Origin of the sequence: Streptomyces sp. NPDC014889 (genome assembly GCF_043081205.1) — a bacterium.
Lineage (GTDB): Bacteria > Actinomycetota > Actinomycetes > Streptomycetales > Streptomycetaceae > Streptomyces.
In genome coordinates, this window is the sequence record NZ_JBIBWH010000021.1 from 37,962 (window position 1) to 54,748 (window position 16,787).

Below are 16,787 nucleotides of genomic sequence, written 5' to 3' on the forward strand. Positions count from 1 at the left end.
CCGTATGGAGCCCCGATGAGAAAACCGCACGTCCTCTGGGCCGTCGTGCCCGTAGTGGCTTTCCTCAGTACACCGTTCCTGCCCTTCGTCAACGGCCCGCACCTGTGGTTCGGCATCCCCTCCGTCCTCGCCTGGTGCCTGCTGTGGACGGCGGGTACGACGGCTTCGCTCGCGCTCGTCGAGCACTTCGCTCACCACACCGACGAGGACGACGAGGACGACAACGTGACGCCCGACGCGTACGAGGAGGTCGCCGCGTGAACACCACCATGGCCATCACCCTGGTCGGCATCGTGACCATCGCCGTCGTCGGCATGAGCGGGCGCCGCCCGAGCCGCGGCGAATTCGGCGAATGGACCGTGGGGAAGCGCAAGTTCTCCACCTTCACCACCTGGTTCCTGCAGGCGGGCGAGTCCTTCACGACCTTCAGCTTCCTCGGTCTCGCCGGCATCGCCTTCGGCGGCGGCGTCGCCGCGGCCTTCGCACTGTGCTATCTCGCGATCAACTTCATCCTGCAGTACTTCACCGCGCCGCGCATGCGTGAACTGGGCCGCAAGGGCGGCTACTTGACACAGGCCGACTTCTTCGCCGACCGCTTCCGCAGTCCCCTGCTCGGCAAGGTCGTCGCCGTCGTCGGCGCCGTCTTCCTGCTGCCGTACCTCCAGCTCCAGATCACCGGGCTCGGACTGATCGTGCAGCTCGCCACCGGCAGCCGTACGGGCGGCAACCTGAGCATGGTGCTCGCCACCGTCCTCACCGTCGCCTTCGTCCTGTGGTCCGGCATCCGCGGCATCGCGCGCGTCGCCTACCTCAAGGACGCCCTGATGATCGTCGGGCTCGTGGTGCTGATCGTCGGCGTGGCGCTGTCCGTGAACGGCGGTATCGGCGGCCTGTTCGAGACCGTGCGGGACAGCCATCCGAACCTCCTGACGCTCCATCAGGATGGTTACGACGCCACGTTCTTCGTCACCGCCGTCATCATCTCCGGCATCGGCGGCGGACTCGGCACCATGGCCCACCTGTGGCCGCCGGTCCTCGCCGCCGGCAGCGGGCGCGCGCTGCGCAAGAACGCGGTCTGGCTGCCGCTCTACCAGATCGCGCTCGGCATCCCCGTGATCGTCGGGTTCGCCGGAATCCTGCTGGTGAAGCCGGACTCCCCCGCGAACGCCGTCGCCTTGACCCTCGCGGGCCAGACCCTGCCCGGCTGGCTCGTCGGCATCGTCGCGGTCGCCGCGGCCTCGGCGGCGATGGTTCCGTCCGCGGCCATTGTCGTGGGCATCTCCAGCCTGCTGTCCCGCAACCTGCTCAGCGTCCGCAACGAACGCGCGCAGCTGCGCACCAACCACCTGTGCGTCGTCGCGGCCGCCGGCCTCGCCCTCGTACTCGGACTGACCAGGCCCGGGCTCCTGTCCGACCTGCTGCTGCTCACCTACGGAGGCCTCACCCAGCTCGCCCCTGCGATCGTCATGGGCCTGGCGAAGAAGGTCCGTCTGGACGCGGTGCCCGCGCTGCTCGGCATCCTGACCGGCGTCGGCGTCCTGATCTGGCTCACCTTCGGAGGCGTGGACGTCGGCACGGTCGACACCGGGCTCATCGCCCTCGTCCCGAACCTGGTGGTCACGGCCGTCGCCCAGCTCGTCGTACGGTCCCGCTCCCTCGCCCCGGTCCCGGCCGAGGCCAACTGACCGGTCACCGGGCCGCGCGCGGTATGAGGCCGCGCGCCGCCCGGCGGCCCATCGCGCTCTCCACTCCCCTACGGGTTACGGCTTGTCACAATCTCGGTGAGCCGCAGGTACCAAGTGAAGGGCCGTCTCGACGACGGCCCTTCACTTCGTGTCTGCTCTTGTCAGCCCCGCTCCGGATCAGGCGTTCGAGCCCACGAACAGGTCCTGGTAACGCTTACGCAGCTCGGCCTTCTGCACCTTCCCCATCACGTTGCGCGGCAGCGCCTCCTCGACGCGCACGGCGCGCGGGTGCTTGAACCGGGCGAGGTCGCCGGCGATGAACTTCAGGAGTTCGGCCTCCTGGGGCTGCCGGCCCGGCGCGGGGACGACGACGGCCACGACCGTCTCCCCGAAGTCCGGGTGCGGCACACCGATCACGGCGGACTCCAGCACCGTGGGGTGGGCGTCGAGCAGTTCCTCGATCTCCTTCGGGTAGATGTTGTAGCCGCCGGAGATCACCAGGTCCTTGCCCCGGCCGACGATGCACAGATAGCCGTCCTCGTCGATGCGGCCCAGGTCACCGGTGATGAAGAAGCCGTCCGCACGGAACTCGGCCGCCGTCTTCTCGGGCAGCTGCCAGTACCCGCTGAAGACGTTGGGGCCACGGACCTCGATGCTGCCGACCTCACCGTCGGGCAGCGCCTGTCCGGTCTCGCCGTCCACCACCCGGATCTCCGTGCCGGGCAGCGGCTTGCCGACGGTGCCGGGCTTGCGCGGGCCGCCCTCGTACGGGTTGGTGGTGTTCATACCGGTCTCGGTCATCCCGTAGCGCTCCAGGATGGCGTGGCCCGTACGGGCCTCGAAGGCCTCGTGGTCGCTCGCGAGCAGCGGGGCCGAGCCGGAGACGAACAGCCGCATCGACGCGCAGGTCTCCGGGGTGAGCCGGTCGTTCTTCACCATCCGCGTGTAGAAGGTGGGCACGCCCATGAGCACCGTGGCCCGGGGCAGCAGGTCCACGACCGTGTCCACGTCGAACTTCGGCAGGTAGTACATGGAGGCACCGGCCGCCAGGGTCATGTTCGCGGCGACGAAGAGCCCGTGGACGTGGAAGATCGGCAGGGCGTGGATCAGCCGGTCCTGGTCGGTGAACTGCCAGGCTTCCAGCAGCGCCTGGCAGTTGGAGGCGAGGTTGCCGTGGGTCAGCACCGCGCCCTTGGAGCGTCCGGTGGTGCCGGAGGTGTAGAGGATCGCCGCCGGGTCGTCGGCCGACGCGTCGACGACCTCGTCGTGGTGGCGGTCGCCCTCCAGCAGGGTTCCGTCACCCTTGGTGCCGAGGGTCTCGACGACGAGGTCCTCCCCTTCGCGGTGCGCGTGGTCGGCCCGCCGCTCCGGGGAGCAGACCAGCACGCGCGGCCGGGCGTCGCCGATGAAGTACTCCATCTCCGCACCGGTGTAGGCGGTGTTGAGTGGCAGGAAGACGCCGCCGATCCGCAGCGTCGCCAGATACAGCGCGATGGCCTCCGGGGATTTGTCGACCTGCATGGCGACCCGGTCACCGGGGGTGACACCGTCGGCGACGAGCCGGGCGGCGATCCGTCCCACGGTCCGTGCCGTCTCGCGGTAGGTGATCTGCCGGCCGTCGGGCAGCTCGAAGAGCGCCTTGTCCGGCTGCCGTTCCACCTGCTCGGCGAAGGACCGGTGGATGGTGGTGAAGGGTGGTGCCATCAGGGGTGTTCCTCTCTCATCGATCGTTGGGGGCAGTGGAGGCGGAGGCCGTGGAGGTGTCCCTGGTGCGGGGCACTTCCGCGGCCTCGGGGAAGGCGTCGCGCAGCGGTCCGCCGAGGGCTACGGCACCGTGGCGGACGAAGTCCTCATGCCGGCGCTCCAGTTGCCCCGGCTCGTAGCGGTAGTTGATCATCGCGCCGTACGACTGCCGCCAGGCGTCGGCCGAGTTGTTCGCCGGCCAGTTCAACTGCCAGGCGGCGGCCCCGTTACCCAGGTGGAAGCGGGCGACCGGGTCGAGGGGGCGTCCGTCCTCGCGCCGCTCGACCGCGACGTACCGCGCCAGGGCGGGAAGGAGCCGGGCACGGATCCGTTCGACGTCCGCCGCCCCGAGGTCCGCCGGCCCCTTCAGGGCGTCCAGCTCACGGACGAGCAGCCTCAGCTCGGCGTCCCGTCCGGCCTGCTCACCGAGCCATCGCCGGAATCCAGGGAGGGGCGACAGCGTGACGAACTGTGTCAGATGAGGCAGTTGCTCACCCACCTGCTCGATGACCTGCTTGATGAGGAAGCTGCCGAAAGAGACTCCGGCCAGGCCGTCCAGGGCGTTGTTGATCGAGTAGAGCGCCGCCGTGTCCGCGTCCGCGGGGCTGAGGGCCGGGCCGGGCTCCAGCAGCGGAGCGATACGGTCCGGCAGGCCGCGCACCAGAGCGACCTCCACGAAGATCAGCGGCACCTCCCCGGTGGCAGGATGGAAGAACGCATAGACAGCACGGTCCTCCGGCTCCAAGCGACGGCGGAGCTCGGCACTGCTCTCCATCGGGTGGACCTTCTCGCCCCGCATCAGGTGCTGGTGCAGCTCCTTCGGCGCGTCCCCGGTGACCTCCGCCATGCGGAGAAAGCCTCGGTTGAACCACGAGGTGAGCAGGTGGTGGAAGTCATGGTCGAGGGGCCGCAGCTCGGGATACCGGTGCATCAGCCGGCGCAGGTCCGCGCGCATCTCGACCAGGGCGAGCGTGGCGTCGGGTGCGTGGTTCATCCGGCGGAGCAGCTGCTGGCGGGCCGGCTCGACCACGTCGAAGAGCTGGACCAGCTCCTCCTCGCCCCGGGATCCGGCGCTGCGGGCGTTCTCCCAGCGGCGGAAGGCGGCGCGGACCTGATCGGCGTCGGCGTCGTAGGTCTGGGTGATGTGGCTGAAGAAGGCCCGCCTGCCGTCGTCGTCGAGCTCGTCGTAGGCGGCGAGGGCCTTGGCCGCGACCGCGCGCATCGAGGCTTCGCCCACGTCGCTCATCAGGACTTCGCAGGCGGCGAGCAGCTGGTCCAGGGAGGAGTCCAGCGGCTCTCCGGCCGCCGGATCCGCGCCGCGCCGCCGCCCGAGGGCCTGGAACAGGTCGGTCAGCAGCCAGCCGTCGTGACGTTCCATGTCCGCACCTTCCGTACGCCCCTGGTCTCGCTCGCTCTGCTGTCGCCCCTGGGTGTGAATCCATGACCACGGACGATATATATAACAGCGCCACCGTAGGACACAACGAGGCTCGTGCACCACTCCCTGCACGCCCGGATAACCTGACCGCTCGGAGGTACACATGGCCCGGGTCCCGGAATCCCAGCGCGTTCGCGACGCACTCGAGAACGCCGTCGTCGACGGTCACTACCGTCCCGGCGAGCGTCTGGACCCTGCGCGGCTCGAGCAGGAGTTCGGCTGCTCTCGCACGCCGATCCGGGAGGCCCTCCAGGCCCTGGAGCGCTCCGGACTCGTACAGATCCGCCCCAAGCAGGGGACGTACGTCACCGAGCTGAGCGTCTCCGAGCTGGCCGAGCGCTTCGAGGTCATGGCCGAACTGGAGGGGATGGCGGCGCGGCTCTCCGCCCGCCGGATCGACCGGGAGGCGTTGGACGACCTCGAACGCGCCCTGCTGGAGTGCGAGAGCCACGCGGCGGCCGGCGACGCGGACCGCTACTACTACGCCAATGCCCGGTTCCACGGCATCGTCTACGACTCCTGCGGCAACGAGTACCTGCGACAGCAGGCCCACGCGCTCAAGCGAGCCCTGCAGCCGTACCGGCGACTGCAACTGCGCGTCCCGGACCGCATGCGCCGCTCCCTGGCCGAGCACCGCGAGATCGCCGACGCCATCACCCGCGGCGACGCCGAGACGGCGGAGAACGCCGCCCGCGACCACGTACTCGTCCAGGTCAAGGAGTTCAGCCAACTGGTGCGGACATGGCGGCAGTTGACGGAGCCGGTGCGCGGCGCCGGATGAGCACACGGCCGCCGGGGGCCGCGGTTCCCGCCGGATCCCGGCCCGCTTCGGGCTCGACCCGCGCCGGGACGTGGCGGCACCACCCCGCACCCGCCGGCAGCGCGCCACTGGGCGGATCCCACCACAACGACCACACTCCACGCCCACCCACCTGGGCCAGCCCGCCGACCACCACGGCCACCACGGCCACCACGGCCAACCGATAGCACCTATCGGCGGGGCTGCTCCACACTGAGGGCCGAGGTGGAGGCGGCCCGCCGCGCCGAGGCGGCGAGGCCCCCTCCGTACGGGTCGTGAGCCTTCTCAGGCTCCCGGTGGGTGGGCGGATCAGCGCAGGCCGGCGAAGAGATCGTTCTCGGGCACGGCCGCGCCGGTGGTGTCCTGAACGCGGACGAAGGTCTCGACGCCCATCAATTCGGTGAACCTCTCCCGGCCCATCCCGAGGAAGAAGATGTTCTCGCTCTGGCTGGCATGCGCGGCCAGCGCATCGAACTTCTGGCCGCCGAACGCGGTGGTGTCCACCCAGGTAGTGATCTCCTCGTCGGGAAGTCCGATCTCCGCCATCGCGGCGGCCTCAGCGGGATCTGGCTCCTGTCCGCCCGCACCGAACTCGCGCATGGTCTCCTCGAACCGCTGCATCATCGAGCGGGGTGCCGTCGTCCAGTACACCTTCGGCGTCAGCTCGGTCATCGCAAGCGCCGCCATCGTGATGCGGTTGGCCTGGATGTGGTCGGGGTGACCGTAGAAGCCGTTCTCGTCGTAGGTGACGACCACATCGGGTCGGTAGTGCCGCAAGAGTTCCGCGAGTCGAGCAGCGCCCTCCTCCACGGGTGTCCGCCAGAAGGACCCGGGGGCGTCGTTGGCCGGCCAGCCCATCATCCCGGAGTCAGCGTAGTCCAGCATCTCCAGATGACTGATCTTCAGAATGTCGCAACTTTCCCGAAGTTCCTGACGCCGCATCAAGGCGACGGCTGCCGGATCGTGCCCGGGATCGCCTGGCTTGACGCCACCCGGTCCGTCACCGCAACCACCGTCGGTACACGTTACGAGGACCGTGCGACAGCCCTCCGCCGCGTACCGCGCGAGAACACCTCCCGTTCCAGTGGCCTCGTCGTCGGGGTGGGCGTGTACCGCCATGAGCGTCAACGGCCCGTCATTCATGAAACTGTCCTCCTGCGTAAAAAGGTCTCGATCCGAGCCCGCGGCGGCCACATGAGCGGGCGCCCCTCAATAGCAGATGACCGGGTGTACCGCGGACTCGAGGACACCGGATCACGTCGGGGCGGACGATCTTTTGGTCTTCGTGTTCCCCGCTCGTGTGGCGCCGGTTCTCGGCTGGTGCAACAGTGCCGGCCGGACACATTGTTCCCGCCGCACACGGGAACACCCCTGGGCCTTCGCGCGCAACTGTCACCTGGTGGCCTCCCTGTCCTACGCGGCCGGCCGCGACCAACTACCGGCGGCAGCGCTTCAGCGGCTGCCACCAAACCAGGGCGTCTGCGTGGACGAGCCTCATAGCTTGTGCGTTCGTGACCGAAGATCCGAAGAGGCCCTCGAAGCAACACCACCTCGGCCGAGTGTTCAACGAGGTGCCGGAGCTTTACGACCGGGTCCGACCGGGATACCCCGACGAGCTGTTCACAGACCTTGTCGCCATCACCGGCATGGACGAAAGGTCGTCGGTGCTGGAGGTGGGCTGCGGCACCGGTCAGGCGACGCGCTCGCTGGCAGCGCTCGGATGCTCAGTCACCGCCGTCGAGCCGGGCACGGACATGGCCGCACTCGCTCGCCGGCGGATCGTCTCCTTTCCCAACGTCAAAGTCGAGACGTCGACGTTCGAGGAGTGGGACGACCTCGGTCGACGCTTCGATGTTCTCGTGGCTGCGTCGTCGTGGCACTGGGTCGACCCGTCGATTGGCTGGCAGCGAGCACACGGCGTGCTCTCTCCTGGAGGTTGGATGGCGCTGCTCGGCCACGTCGTTGTCCGCCGGCCGGGAGAGCCGGAGGTGTATGCCGAGACGGCCGATCTCCACGAGCGGTTCTGCCCCCGGAACCCCAGCTGGGGTCATCCGCCGCTGGAGGAGGACGTGCGAACCACCGACGAGGGTTGGGGTCTGGTCGACGATACCGAGGGTTGTGGACAGGGTTCACTGTTGACCATTGACCACTTGACGTACCTAAGTGTTCGAGGAACGACCTTCGATAGCTTTCAATACGCCCACTCAGGCAAGGGGCTGCTGCACCTCAGTTCCACAGCGGCTCCATTCGTGCTCGGACTGCCGGCGGGGGACTCGCAGACCGGGGCCACGGCGATGCGCCGCCACCACGTGAAGGGTGATCAGCATGACGGTGTCCTCGTCGACGGCACTGGTGTCGGTGAGGTCGTGGAGGTTCTGGCGCCCTGGGCCAACTGCCGTCGATTTTCGAGGTCCATCGGGCGCCGACGGCGACCGGTGGAACAGTTGCACGGCTGGCCGGGATGCAGGCGCCACTGTCCACGGAATAGCCATGAGTTGCCGTGGACGGTGCGGCGAAGACATGGTCAGGGCGGTCGCTGGGAAGTGGAGGGGGCCTTGGGAGAGGTGAGCCGCGTTGGGGCAGGGGTATGGGTGAGTGCCATGCCGACGACCAGTCCGATGGCGATGGCGGTGACGATCGTGATGAGTTTCTGCAGGTCTTGGAAGCCTTCGATGACGTAGCCGCCGGCCAGGGCGGTCAGGCCGCGCAGGCCCAGGGAGCCGACGGTGAGGGTGAAGAAGCCTGGAAGGATGAGGATCAATCGAGGTGGGAGGGCGGGGTTGCGGTCCAGCAAATTGGCTGTGGCGGCAAGCACCGCGGCAGCGACGAATGTGCCCCCGGTCTCCCGGATCAGCTCGGTGAACAGTGACTGCACCCCGACAGTGGCGTAGACCAGCACGAGGCGAGTCCCGAAGAAGCGGTGGGGGTTCGCGAAGGCCAGGACCGTGCCGACGGTGAAGGCGATCCCGCCCAGGATCAGTGCCCACTTGGGCAGGTCGGCGATGGCGGCGGTGTCGAAGAGGGCGTTGAGGGGGGGTGCCGGTGACGAATATGCCCAGCAGGACGCCGAGGTAGAGCTGGACGAGCAGGAATATGGAGTACGCGAGTCGGATCGCACCGGTGGTGATGAGGCCGACGGCGAGCTCGGTGGTCGATGCGCTGAGGAAGTCACCGGGAACGAAGTAGAACAGCGCCGGGAGCATTAGCCTCGAAGTTTCGTGACGGTCCGCCGACGGAGTCGGTGGACCGTTTTCGTGCCGTGGGCTGAGGCTGTGCAGGCCGAGGGCCCGAGCGTCGCCTCGGGGCGGCGCCGGGTTCCACTGTTCCGGGTGTTGAGGTGCTGTCGTGGGGACAGGGAGTCCGCTGGTCAGCCGGGGTCGGGCAGTTGGGTGAGCCGGTCGAGGGCGGCGGCGATTTCGTCGGTCCAGGGCCAGTGGGCCGCGAGGCGGAGGATGCGGCGGCGGCCGGTGGTGACGAGCTGTCCGGCCGCGGTGAACAGGCGGAGCCGTAGTCGGCGGGGCTCCCAGAGACGGGCCTTGCCGGTCAGGGCGAGCATCAGCATCCAGGCCAGCAGGTCGAGAGCGATCTGCACGATCTCCAGCCAGATCCGGTTCTGGGCCGTGCGGTGCAGGGGCAGGTTGCGCAGGCCGGTGGCCCGGGCGGCGCGGATGCGGTCCTCGGCCCGGGCCCGCAGCCGGTGACGGAGCTCGAGGTCGGCGATCGGCCGGCCGACCGTGTTGGTGGCGAAACAGGTCAGCCGCATGCCGTCCGCGTCCGTGAGCCTCAACTGGGCCCCGGGATGCGGTCGTTCCTTCCTGACGATCAGCCGCATGCCCTTGGGCCAGCCGTCCAGGACGTCGCCGATGAGTTCGGCGACCCAGGCTCCGTCGCGGATCTCGCCGTCCGCCTCGACGGCAGCCGTCCAGGCCGATGCCGGAACCTTCAGCACGTGCTGGTGGATCGCCTCGGTGATCACCATGCCGACCGAGTAGGACAGCCATCGTCCCTGCTGGGCGAGCCAGGCGACGAAGTCGTGGGTGCCACCCGCGGAATCACACCGGATGAGGGTCCGGCGCCCGCACCGGTACTTCTTCGGTAGTTGGGCCAGGGCAGGTTGGGTGGCGGTGATGTGGTCGGCCGCGGTGTTCGAGCCCGCGTTGCCCGGTCTGAGCAGGGCCGCGACCGGTTCACCCGTGCCGCCCGCTCCGTGGTCGACGAACCCCATCAGCGGATGGTGGCCGTAGGTTCGCTTCCACGTGGGTGCGGCGTCTTCCTTGTCCGAGTGCGCGATCACCAGGACCCCCTCGAGGTCCACGGTCACCGTCCCGCCCGCGTCAGGCGCTTTCCGGTCGGCCAACCGCCACACATGCCGGCGGACTTCAGCCCGCGCGGCACGGATGGCCCGAAGGGCCTTCTCCTCGGAGGCTGCGAGGGTGTCTATGAGGCGGGAGACCGTCGGGTCGGAGGCCACCGGCCCGAACACGGCCGGCTCGGCCCGCAGCATGGCGACATCCGCGAGGCAGTCCCCGCCCAGTGCGACCGCCAGGGCCACGTCCAGCAGGGTCTTGCCCGGATCGTGCACCGCCCGGGCCTTCCGCCACGGCGTCAGCGCCGCTGATATCGCGGTGTTCAAGCCGGCCTTGCGGACGGTCTCGACCAGCAGCACGCCCCCGGCCTGTGAGACCACCGTCCGGCCGCCGCCCTCGATGTGGACATGCGGGTACGACCCGATACGCTTCTTCACCTGGAGAGTGCTTCTTTCCGTGCAGCCAACAGGACCCTCGACAAGTCCCATCGTTGCAGGTCAGGAGCACTCTCCGCTTATTTGATCAAGCCTCGGACAACCCCACCTCGTGAAAGCGCGAGGTTAGCAGGACCGGGCCGCCGTGTGCCGGATCGCCGGTGAACACTTCGATGATGACGACGGAGACGACGGCGGAGACCACCAGGGGGAGGATTTTAGACAGTCGCGGCGCGCGAACGGCGGCGACCACGAGCGCCGCGGCGATCGCGCCCAGGACGGCTGTGGTGGTGATCTCGTACCAGGTGGGCTGGACCAGCGGGGCGAAGCCCAGGGAGAACAGCAGGACGCCGAGGAACTTGAGCCACCAGGGGTACGGCGGCGGTGCAGCCTCGATGCGTGCCAGTCTGCGGTTGGCCTCGGCCAGCCCGAGCCTGCCCGCCCTTACGTCGGCCAGGAAGGGCTTGAGCGCCGCTACTTGGTCGAGTCGGATTACCTCCGGGAAGCCGTGCACGCAGACGGTCCGCATGCGACCGTCGGCCGCGGCGACTGAGAGCACGGCCGCTTCAGGCACGAGGATTACGGATGCCTGGCCACCGAAGGCCCGAGCGCCGGTACCCACAGCCCGCTCGATGGAGTAGGCGCCCTCGCCGGAAGAACGCAGCATCAAGGCGGTCAGGCGGCCCAGGAAGGCGGTCAGATCGTCCAGACCGGCGGCCGCATGCCCCATGTCCGCCTCCTCTGCCGGCGCCGGAAACCCCAGGGCACACGGCCCGAAAGGCGTCGCAGTCCCTTACGGCTTCAATCGATAGTTCGGGGGAAAGAACTGCACTGCCCATCGGCGGAAGTGGAAAATTTCGCTACCTCCGTGCGATCGGAGGATGTCGACCGTCCGCCTGGCCTCGTCCTTGCCCCGGACCGGAACGAAGATCAGCCATTTGTCCTGGCTCAGGGCGGCAGAGTGGGCCGCGAGCGTCTCGCTTTCGTAGCCCCCGTGCTGCAGCCCACGCATGATGCGGCCGAGCAGCCCGCGAGAGGTTCCCTCGCGGTCCAGAAGTCGCTGGCCTTTCGGCCCCTTCAGCACGTTCACCTGGGACAGATCGATCCCGGCTTGTTCCAAGCGATGACATGCAGCCGTATACCGTTCCTCGTCATCCAGAACGGCAGCTACACGTTTCATGGGATACAGGTAGAAGCGCTCTTCGTTCATCCGTGGCTGACCCACATGAACCCCTTCGTGTTGCTTCTCGTCGAGCGTAACGAACCCCAACTGGCGCGCTCAGGGTTTTCGCGGAAGTACGGTGAGAACCCGGACAACGTGATCCCGGAATTCCTCCATGAAGTCCCGGAGGAAATGTTCCGTTTGACTGTCGACGATTTCTCCATCGCTGGTGAAAACATCGGTATTAAATCTGACGTACGCCTCAGGTGCGTTCATTTGCGGCGAGTCGCAAAAGCTGAGGACGCCGCGCAGGCTCTGCTGAGCGAGGGCAGTGCCGAGGGCGCCGGGGGACGCTCCGATCACAGCGGAGGGTTTGTGTGAGAATGAGTTGCTGCCCCAGGGACGACTGGCCCATTCGATGGCGTTTTTGAGAGCGCCCGGAATGGACCGGTTGTATTCCGGGGTCACGAATAGGACGGCGTCGGCGGAGGCGATGGCATCCTTGAGCGCCTTGCCCTCGGCAGGGTAGTCGCTGTCGTAGTCGTAACTGTAGAGGGGGAGATCCTTGATCGGAATCTCAAAGAATTCTAAATCGGATGGGGCCAGCCGGATGAGCGCCTTCGAGAGCGTCCGGTTGATGGAGTGAGTCGCCAGGCTTCCCACGAAGTAGCCGACCCTGTACGTAGTCATCGGTTCCTCCATTCAATGCACGTATTGCGTTCTTGGTTCTTGCGTATCGCGCCCTCGGGCGGGCCGGGAGTTCCGCAAGGAACGAAACCACGGCCAGGAGCGGAGCGCGTGCTGGCAGACCCCTCCAGGTGACCGGGTGCATCCACCACGGCCTGCCCGCGCTCCTCGACGGAGGTGTTGAAGCGCCGGCGCGGTGGGCCGCCGAGGCGGTCGATTGCTGCTGTGCTGCGGCATCACAGGCGAAGCGGCCGGAAGGCTCATCGGCTTGTACGGCCCGGTTTTCGCCTCCGGGGACTGGTTCGACGGCACGACCGAGGAGTACGCGGCGGAAGCGAGTTCCTACATCGCCTACTCGGGACCTGTCTGTCGGTCGCTACGGTCCGCCGGAATGCTCGGGCGGGTCTTCCTTGGCAGGGTGATGGGGGTGCTGCGGGTTCTCCTCAACGGCGACCGGCATCCGGTCTCCTGCCATCCCAAAGACCGAAGTTCGTATCCGGACGGGGCCCGCCTGAGCCCGCGCTGAGGGGCAGTGAACAGACGACGGCCCGGAGTCATCGCAACTGACTCCGGGCCGCCGCTTCGACTGTACGGGCCTGCGGCTACTCGTCCTCGATGTCCTTGGTCCCGTCGTGGCTCTGCGGGTCGCGCAGCTGACGCAAGCCCGGCGTGGTCGGCCAGGTGAAGGCGTAGTGGCCGAGGAAGTTGATGTGGTCGTACTGGAGCGGGGAGAGGCGGGCGAGCAGTTCGTCAGTGACGGGGAAGCCGTCGGCGGCGAGTTGCTTGACGGCGGCGTCGATGTCCGAGGAGGTAGCCAAGCTGAGCCGCTCGTGCGGGCTTTCGGCTGACCGGGGAGGGTCTGGCGTACTGGCCCGTCCGTCTCTGTCAGGGGAGGATCTTGATGGCGCTCTGCCAGTTCAGCTCCAGAGGTTGCTGGACGGAGATGTGCAGGAAACCCAACGCCTCGAGCTCCCGGGCGCGGCGCAGCGGACCGACGTCCAGGGGACGCATCGCGCCGGAGGAGATTAGCTCCGCGACCTTGGCCTTGGCAGCGGAGTCGTCGCCGGCGATCAGTACGTCGAGCGGGAAGCCGTGGCCTTCACCCGTCGTGAGCAGGCCGGCGAACGTGGTGTTGAATGCCTTGACGACCTTCGCGTCCGTGCCGACGATCTGCTGGATCTGCTCGGCGGCCGACGTGTCGGCGGGCGTAACGCGCGAGTCCATGGTGGCGAAGTCGACGGGATTGCAGATGTCCACCACGACCTGTCCGGACAGCGTGGCACGGGCGGATCCGGCGACCTCCAGCGTTGCGTCGTAGGGCAGGGCCAGCACGGTCATGTCGGCTGCCTGCGCCGCAGTGGCCGAGCCGGTTTCGCCGTCCGGGAAGCGCTGCTTGAGCTCGGCGGCTGCCGCTCGGCCGCGGTCGGCGTCGGGGTGGACGAGGCACACGCTGTGGCCGCCGGTGAGTGCGCGGGCGGCGATGGCTCGGCCCATGTTGCCGGGGCCCACGATGTTGATCTGCAAGTTGCTGCCTTCCGATCGGGCTGGGGTGAGCGGCAGTGCCCCGGGCCGTCCGTCCGGGCAGCGAGCAGAGGTCGGGTCAAGGCCCTCGCGGCCCATCCGGTCGCCGCCAGGTGCAGCTGCATGCCTATCCCGTGATGCGCCGCTTGTATGCGCCGAAGGTCCGCGCGTCACCCTTGCGTCCGAGCGTGTCGCGACGCGCCCCTCGGCGCCGGCCTGTCCGGCCCGTGCTTCGGCCAGGGGAGCGAACGTGTAACGGCGATGGCCGTCGATGGACGAAGCTTGAGGGACCACTCCCGTACAAATGTATCCCGTCTGTCTTCATGGGGCGTGACGCGTCCATGCCTGAGACGAGTGGGGGTCGCCAAGGAACCACGTCACCACGTGGTTCCCCGCCAGGGCGTTACGGTCCTGGCCCAGCTGACCGCGGGTGCCTACGGCACCGGCTGGGCCTACTACGCCACCAGTGTCGTCGTCACCCTCGCGCTCGGCCTCGCCGCCAACACCAGCTTCGGCGGGCTGCCGGTGTTGATGAGCCTGCTCGCCCGGGACAATCGCCTGCCCCATTTGTTCGCGCTGCGCGCGGAACGGCCCGTCCACCGCTACGGTGTCCTCGCTTTGGCCGTGTTGTCGTGTGCGCTGCTGATCGCCGTCAACGCCGACACACAGCGGCTGATCCCTCTTTTCGCGGTCGGGGTCTTCGTCGGCTTCACCATCAGCCAGAGCGGTCTCGTACGGCACTGGGCCACTGTGCGTCCGGCCGGCTGGGTGCCCCGGGCGGTGATCAACGGAGTCGGAGCCGTGCTCACCGCCGTGGCAGCCGTGGTACTGCTCACCAGCAAGTTCCTCGCGGGAGCCTGGTTCGTGGCGCTCATCGTGCCCTTGCTCATGCTCCTGTTCTCCAGGATTCAGCGCTACTACACGCTCGCCGGCGTGGAACTCGGACTGAGGCGGATGCCTGCAGTGCCCGCACGAGCCTCCAGTCTGGTCATCGTTCCCCTGGGCGAGGTCGACGCGGTCGCCGAGCGTGCCGTCACCGCCGCGCTCTCGCTGGGTGACGAGGTCGTGGTGGTGGCGGCCTTCTCCGACCAGGCGAAAGCCGCCGCCATGCGCGCCGACTGGGCACGGTGGGATCCGGGTGTCCGGCTCGACATCGTCGAGAGCCCCCAGCACTCGCTGGTGCATCCGGTCCTCGGCTACGTAGGCCGGCCGCGACGGCAGGCAGGTGGCCGTACTCATCCCTCAGGTGGAGCCCGCCCACCGCCGCTTTCGCATCCTGCAGAACCAACGCGGCATCCTGCTGGCCGGCGTGTTGAGCGCGCGCACTGACGTGGTCGTGTGCCTACTCCCTTATCGCCTGAATCTCTGACCGTCAGGCGATACCTGCTACTGGCGACCCGCCCCCTGGCACGGGTTCACCCGATCGCGGTGCCCCACGGGGCGGCCCCGGATTGCAGCGGCACATAGTAGGAGTTCCCGCGGGACAGCTCGTCGCCTGCCCAGCCAGACACGGAAGACAACGCGTCCTTCCTACGCGCGGGAGCGATGCTCACCTGAGGCGAAGGAACGCACATGGTCCAGGGCTTCTCCAGAGAGCCGGGCACCGAGGGACCCCTCGCTGGGATCCCTGCACAGGGACGCCGTCGGGTCTGGCGGTGGGCGGCGATCATCGCTCTCGGCGGTTTCCTGTTCGGCTACGACACCGGCGTGATCTCCGGCGCGCTGCTCTACATCAAGCACGACTTCAGGCTGAACGCGTTCGAGCAGGGCAGCGTGGTGAGCATCCTGCTGATCGGGGCGATGCTGGGCGCTGTTTCCGCGGGCCGCATGGCCGATCGTCTGGGCCGCCGGAAAGCACTGGCGACGGAGGGAACAGTCTTCCTCGTCGGTACGGCGATCCTGACGACCGCTCCGGGCTACTGGACATTGATCGTCGGGCGGCTGGTGCTCGGCCTGGCGGTCGGAGCGGCCTCCGCAACGGTTCCCGTCTACCTGTCGGAGGTCTCTCCCAAGGAGATCCGCGGGCGCGTCCTCACCCTCAACCAGCTGATGATCACGAGTGGAATCCTGATCTCGTACTTCATCAACCTCGCTTTCTCGAGCAACGGGCAGTGGCGAGGCATGTTCGCGGTCGGCGCCATCCCCGCCCTCATCATGGTGTTGGGGGCGCTGTTGCTGCTGTCGGAATCACCGCAATGGCTGATCCTGCACGGCCGCGCGGACACGGCGCGGACCGTGATCGCATCCGTCAGCGACGAGACCAGAGCCGACTTGCTCATCGAACAGACGCAGCGCAGACACCGGGAGGCACAAAGCGGCGACACGTCACAGAACCACGGGTGGCATGTCCTCCAGTCACCCCGGGTCCGCCCGGCGCTCGTCGTCGGGCTGACGCTGGCCGCGGTGCAGCAGTTCGGCGGAATCAACACCATCATCTACTACGCGCCAACGACGATCGAGAACACGGGCCTGACCGCGGCAAACTCGATCCTCTACTCGGTGGCGATCGGCGTGATCAACCTGCTGATGACCATCGCCGCGATCCGGCTGATCGACCGTGCGGGGCGACGCAAGCTGCTGCTCGGCTCGCTGGCCGGCATGCTGGTGATGCTCGTCCTGCTGGGACTGTCCTTCGTCCTCGGCATGAACGCACTGCTGTCGCTGTTGTTCATGGTGGTGTACATCGCTGCCTTCGCCGTGGGGCTGGGCCCGGTCTTCTGGGTGCTGATCGGTGAGCTCTTCCCGCCCTCCGCGCGCGCCGCCGGCTCCAGCGTGTCCACCACCGTGAACTGGGCCTCCAACTTCGTGGTCAGCCTCGTGTTCCTCCCGGTGGTGAACGCGATCGGCCAGGGCGAAACCTTCTGGGTCTTCGCCGCGGTGTGCGCCTTCGGGCTGTGGTTCGTGGTCCGCTACGTCCCCGAGACCCGCGACCGTGACTTCGCTCAGGTCGACGCCGCGCTCCAGGCCCGGTTCAGCAGGCAGCCACGGGGAAAGAAGCCGGGGTGATGTGG

Annotated in this window: 16 protein-coding genes; 7 read left to right on the forward strand and 9 right to left on the reverse strand. The window is 68.1% G+C overall.

Going from position 1 to position 16,787, the window contains the following annotated elements; all coding sequences use genetic code 11:
• The first annotated feature begins 15 nt into the window (after positions 1-15).
• Both ACF09J_RS32110 and ACF09J_RS32115 read left to right on the forward strand, forming a co-directional pair.
• Positions 16-261, forward strand: coding sequence for a hypothetical protein (locus ACF09J_RS32110; protein ID WP_392308981.1), 246 nt, complete (start codon positions 16-18; stop codon positions 259-261).
• Positions 258-1,685 carry a sodium:solute symporter gene (locus tag ACF09J_RS32115; protein WP_392308982.1) on the forward strand — a complete coding sequence of 476 codons (1,428 nt, stop codon included), beginning with the start codon at positions 258-260 and terminating at the stop codon, positions 1,683-1,685. Before ACF09J_RS32110 ends, ACF09J_RS32115 begins: the two co-directional genes overlap by 4 nt.
• A 177-nt stretch (positions 1,686-1,862) precedes the next feature.
• Here the strand turns inward: ACF09J_RS32115 and ACF09J_RS32120 are convergent, their stop codons facing one another.
• Positions 1,863-3,389 carry a malonyl-CoA synthase gene (locus ACF09J_RS32120; RefSeq protein ID WP_392308983.1) on the reverse strand — a complete coding sequence of 509 codons (1,527 nt, stop codon included), beginning with the start codon at positions 3,387-3,389 and terminating at the stop codon, positions 1,863-1,865.
• A gap of 16 nt (positions 3,390-3,405) precedes the next feature.
• Positions 3,406-4,806, reverse strand: coding sequence for a malonyl-CoA decarboxylase domain-containing protein (locus ACF09J_RS32125; RefSeq protein ID WP_392308984.1), 1,401 nt, complete (start codon positions 4,804-4,806; stop codon positions 3,406-3,408).
• Positions 4,807-4,969: 163 nt separating this feature from the next.
• Between ACF09J_RS32125 and ACF09J_RS32130 the strand changes: the two genes are divergently transcribed.
• Entirely contained in the window at positions 4,970-5,647 is a 678-nt protein-coding gene (locus ACF09J_RS32130; RefSeq protein WP_392308985.1) for a GntR family transcriptional regulator, read from the forward strand.
• Positions 5,648-5,974: 327 nt separating this feature from the next.
• Here the strand turns inward: ACF09J_RS32130 and ACF09J_RS32135 are convergent, their stop codons facing one another.
• Positions 5,975-6,808 (reverse strand): PIG-L family deacetylase, encoded by an 834-nt coding sequence (locus tag ACF09J_RS32135; protein ID WP_392308986.1) that lies wholly within the window; start codon positions 6,806-6,808, stop codon positions 5,975-5,977.
• 368 nt (positions 6,809-7,176) lie between these two features.
• Here ACF09J_RS32135 and ACF09J_RS32140 point away from each other — a divergent pair, with 368 nt between their 5' ends.
• Together ACF09J_RS32140 and ACF09J_RS32145 are read left to right on the forward strand one after the other, a co-directional pair.
• Positions 7,177-8,346: a class I SAM-dependent methyltransferase gene (locus tag ACF09J_RS32140; protein ID WP_392308987.1), complete on the forward strand. Its 1,170-nt coding sequence runs from the start codon at positions 7,177-7,179 to the stop codon at positions 8,344-8,346.
• Between the two features lie 264 nt (positions 8,347-8,610).
• Positions 8,611-8,871 carry a hypothetical protein gene (locus ACF09J_RS32145; protein ID WP_392308988.1) on the forward strand — a complete coding sequence of 87 codons (261 nt, stop codon included), beginning with the start codon at positions 8,611-8,613 and terminating at the stop codon, positions 8,869-8,871.
• Positions 8,872-9,032: 161 nt separating this feature from the next.
• On the opposite strand, the gene ACF09J_RS32150 is transcribed toward ACF09J_RS32145, so the two are convergent.
• From ACF09J_RS32150 to ACF09J_RS32175, 6 genes are all read right to left on the reverse strand, one after another.
• Positions 9,033-10,409, reverse strand: coding sequence for an IS1380 family transposase (locus ACF09J_RS32150; RefSeq protein WP_392308989.1), 1,377 nt, complete (start codon positions 10,407-10,409; stop codon positions 9,033-9,035).
• A gap of 85 nt (positions 10,410-10,494) precedes the next feature.
• Positions 10,495-11,136, reverse strand: coding sequence for a threonine/serine exporter family protein (locus ACF09J_RS32155; RefSeq protein WP_392308990.1), 642 nt, complete (start codon positions 11,134-11,136; stop codon positions 10,495-10,497).
• Positions 11,137-11,199: 63 nt separating this feature from the next.
• The gene (locus ACF09J_RS32160; RefSeq protein WP_392308991.1) at positions 11,200-11,616 is read right to left on the reverse strand and encodes a hypothetical protein; all 417 of its coding nucleotides are present in this window, start codon (positions 11,614-11,616) and stop codon (positions 11,200-11,202) included.
• Between the two features lie 69 nt (positions 11,617-11,685).
• On the reverse strand, positions 11,686-12,258 hold the full coding sequence (locus tag ACF09J_RS32165; protein WP_392308992.1) for an NADPH-dependent FMN reductase: 573 nt from the start codon (positions 12,256-12,258) through the stop codon (positions 11,686-11,688).
• Between the two features lie 599 nt (positions 12,259-12,857).
• Positions 12,858-13,073 (reverse strand): Tn3 family transposase, encoded by a 216-nt coding sequence (locus tag ACF09J_RS32170; RefSeq protein ID WP_392308993.1) that lies wholly within the window; start codon positions 13,071-13,073, stop codon positions 12,858-12,860.
• A 67-nt stretch (positions 13,074-13,140) separates the two neighbouring features.
• Positions 13,141-13,779 carry an NADPH-dependent F420 reductase gene (locus tag ACF09J_RS32175; protein ID WP_392308994.1) on the reverse strand — a complete coding sequence of 213 codons (639 nt, stop codon included), beginning with the start codon at positions 13,777-13,779 and terminating at the stop codon, positions 13,141-13,143.
• Positions 13,780-14,160: 381 nt separating this feature from the next.
• Here ACF09J_RS32175 and ACF09J_RS32180 point away from each other — a divergent pair, with 381 nt between their 5' ends.
• Entirely contained in the window at positions 14,161-15,105 is a 945-nt protein-coding gene (locus ACF09J_RS32180) for an amino acid permease (protein WP_392308995.1), read from the forward strand.
• A 243-nt stretch (positions 15,106-15,348) separates the two neighbouring features.
• On the forward strand, positions 15,349-16,782 hold the full coding sequence (locus ACF09J_RS32185; RefSeq protein WP_392308996.1) for a sugar porter family MFS transporter: 1,434 nt from the start codon (positions 15,349-15,351) through the stop codon (positions 16,780-16,782).
• Positions 16,783-16,787: the final 5 nt, after the last annotated feature.

Excerpts from the sequence above, each read along its gene's own strand:
- ACF09J_RS32110 (WP_392308981.1), top strand. The coding sequence starts at position 16 with ATGAGAAAACCGCACGTCCTCTGGGCCGTCGTGCCCGTAGTGGCTTTC.
- ACF09J_RS32120 (WP_392308983.1), bottom strand. The coding sequence starts at position 3,389 with ATGGCACCACCCTTCACCACCATCCACCGGTCCTTCGCCGAGCAGGTG.
- ACF09J_RS32125 (WP_392308984.1), bottom strand. The coding sequence starts at position 4,806 with ATGGAACGTCACGACGGCTGGCTGCTGACCGACCTGTTCCAGGCCCTC.
- ACF09J_RS32130 (WP_392308985.1), top strand. The coding sequence starts at position 4,970 with ATGGCCCGGGTCCCGGAATCCCAGCGCGTTCGCGACGCACTCGAGAAC.
- ACF09J_RS32135 (WP_392308986.1), bottom strand. The coding sequence starts at position 6,808 with ATGAATGACGGGCCGTTGACGCTCATGGCGGTACACGCCCACCCCGAC.
- ACF09J_RS32155 (WP_392308990.1), bottom strand. The coding sequence starts at position 11,136 with ATGGGGCATGCGGCCGCCGGTCTGGACGATCTGACCGCCTTCCTGGGC.
- ACF09J_RS32160 (WP_392308991.1), bottom strand. The coding sequence starts at position 11,616 with ATGAACGAAGAGCGCTTCTACCTGTATCCCATGAAACGTGTAGCTGCC.
- ACF09J_RS32165 (WP_392308992.1), bottom strand. The coding sequence starts at position 12,258 with ATGACTACGTACAGGGTCGGCTACTTCGTGGGAAGCCTGGCGACTCAC.
- ACF09J_RS32185 (WP_392308996.1), top strand. The coding sequence starts at position 15,349 with ATGGTCCAGGGCTTCTCCAGAGAGCCGGGCACCGAGGGACCCCTCGCT.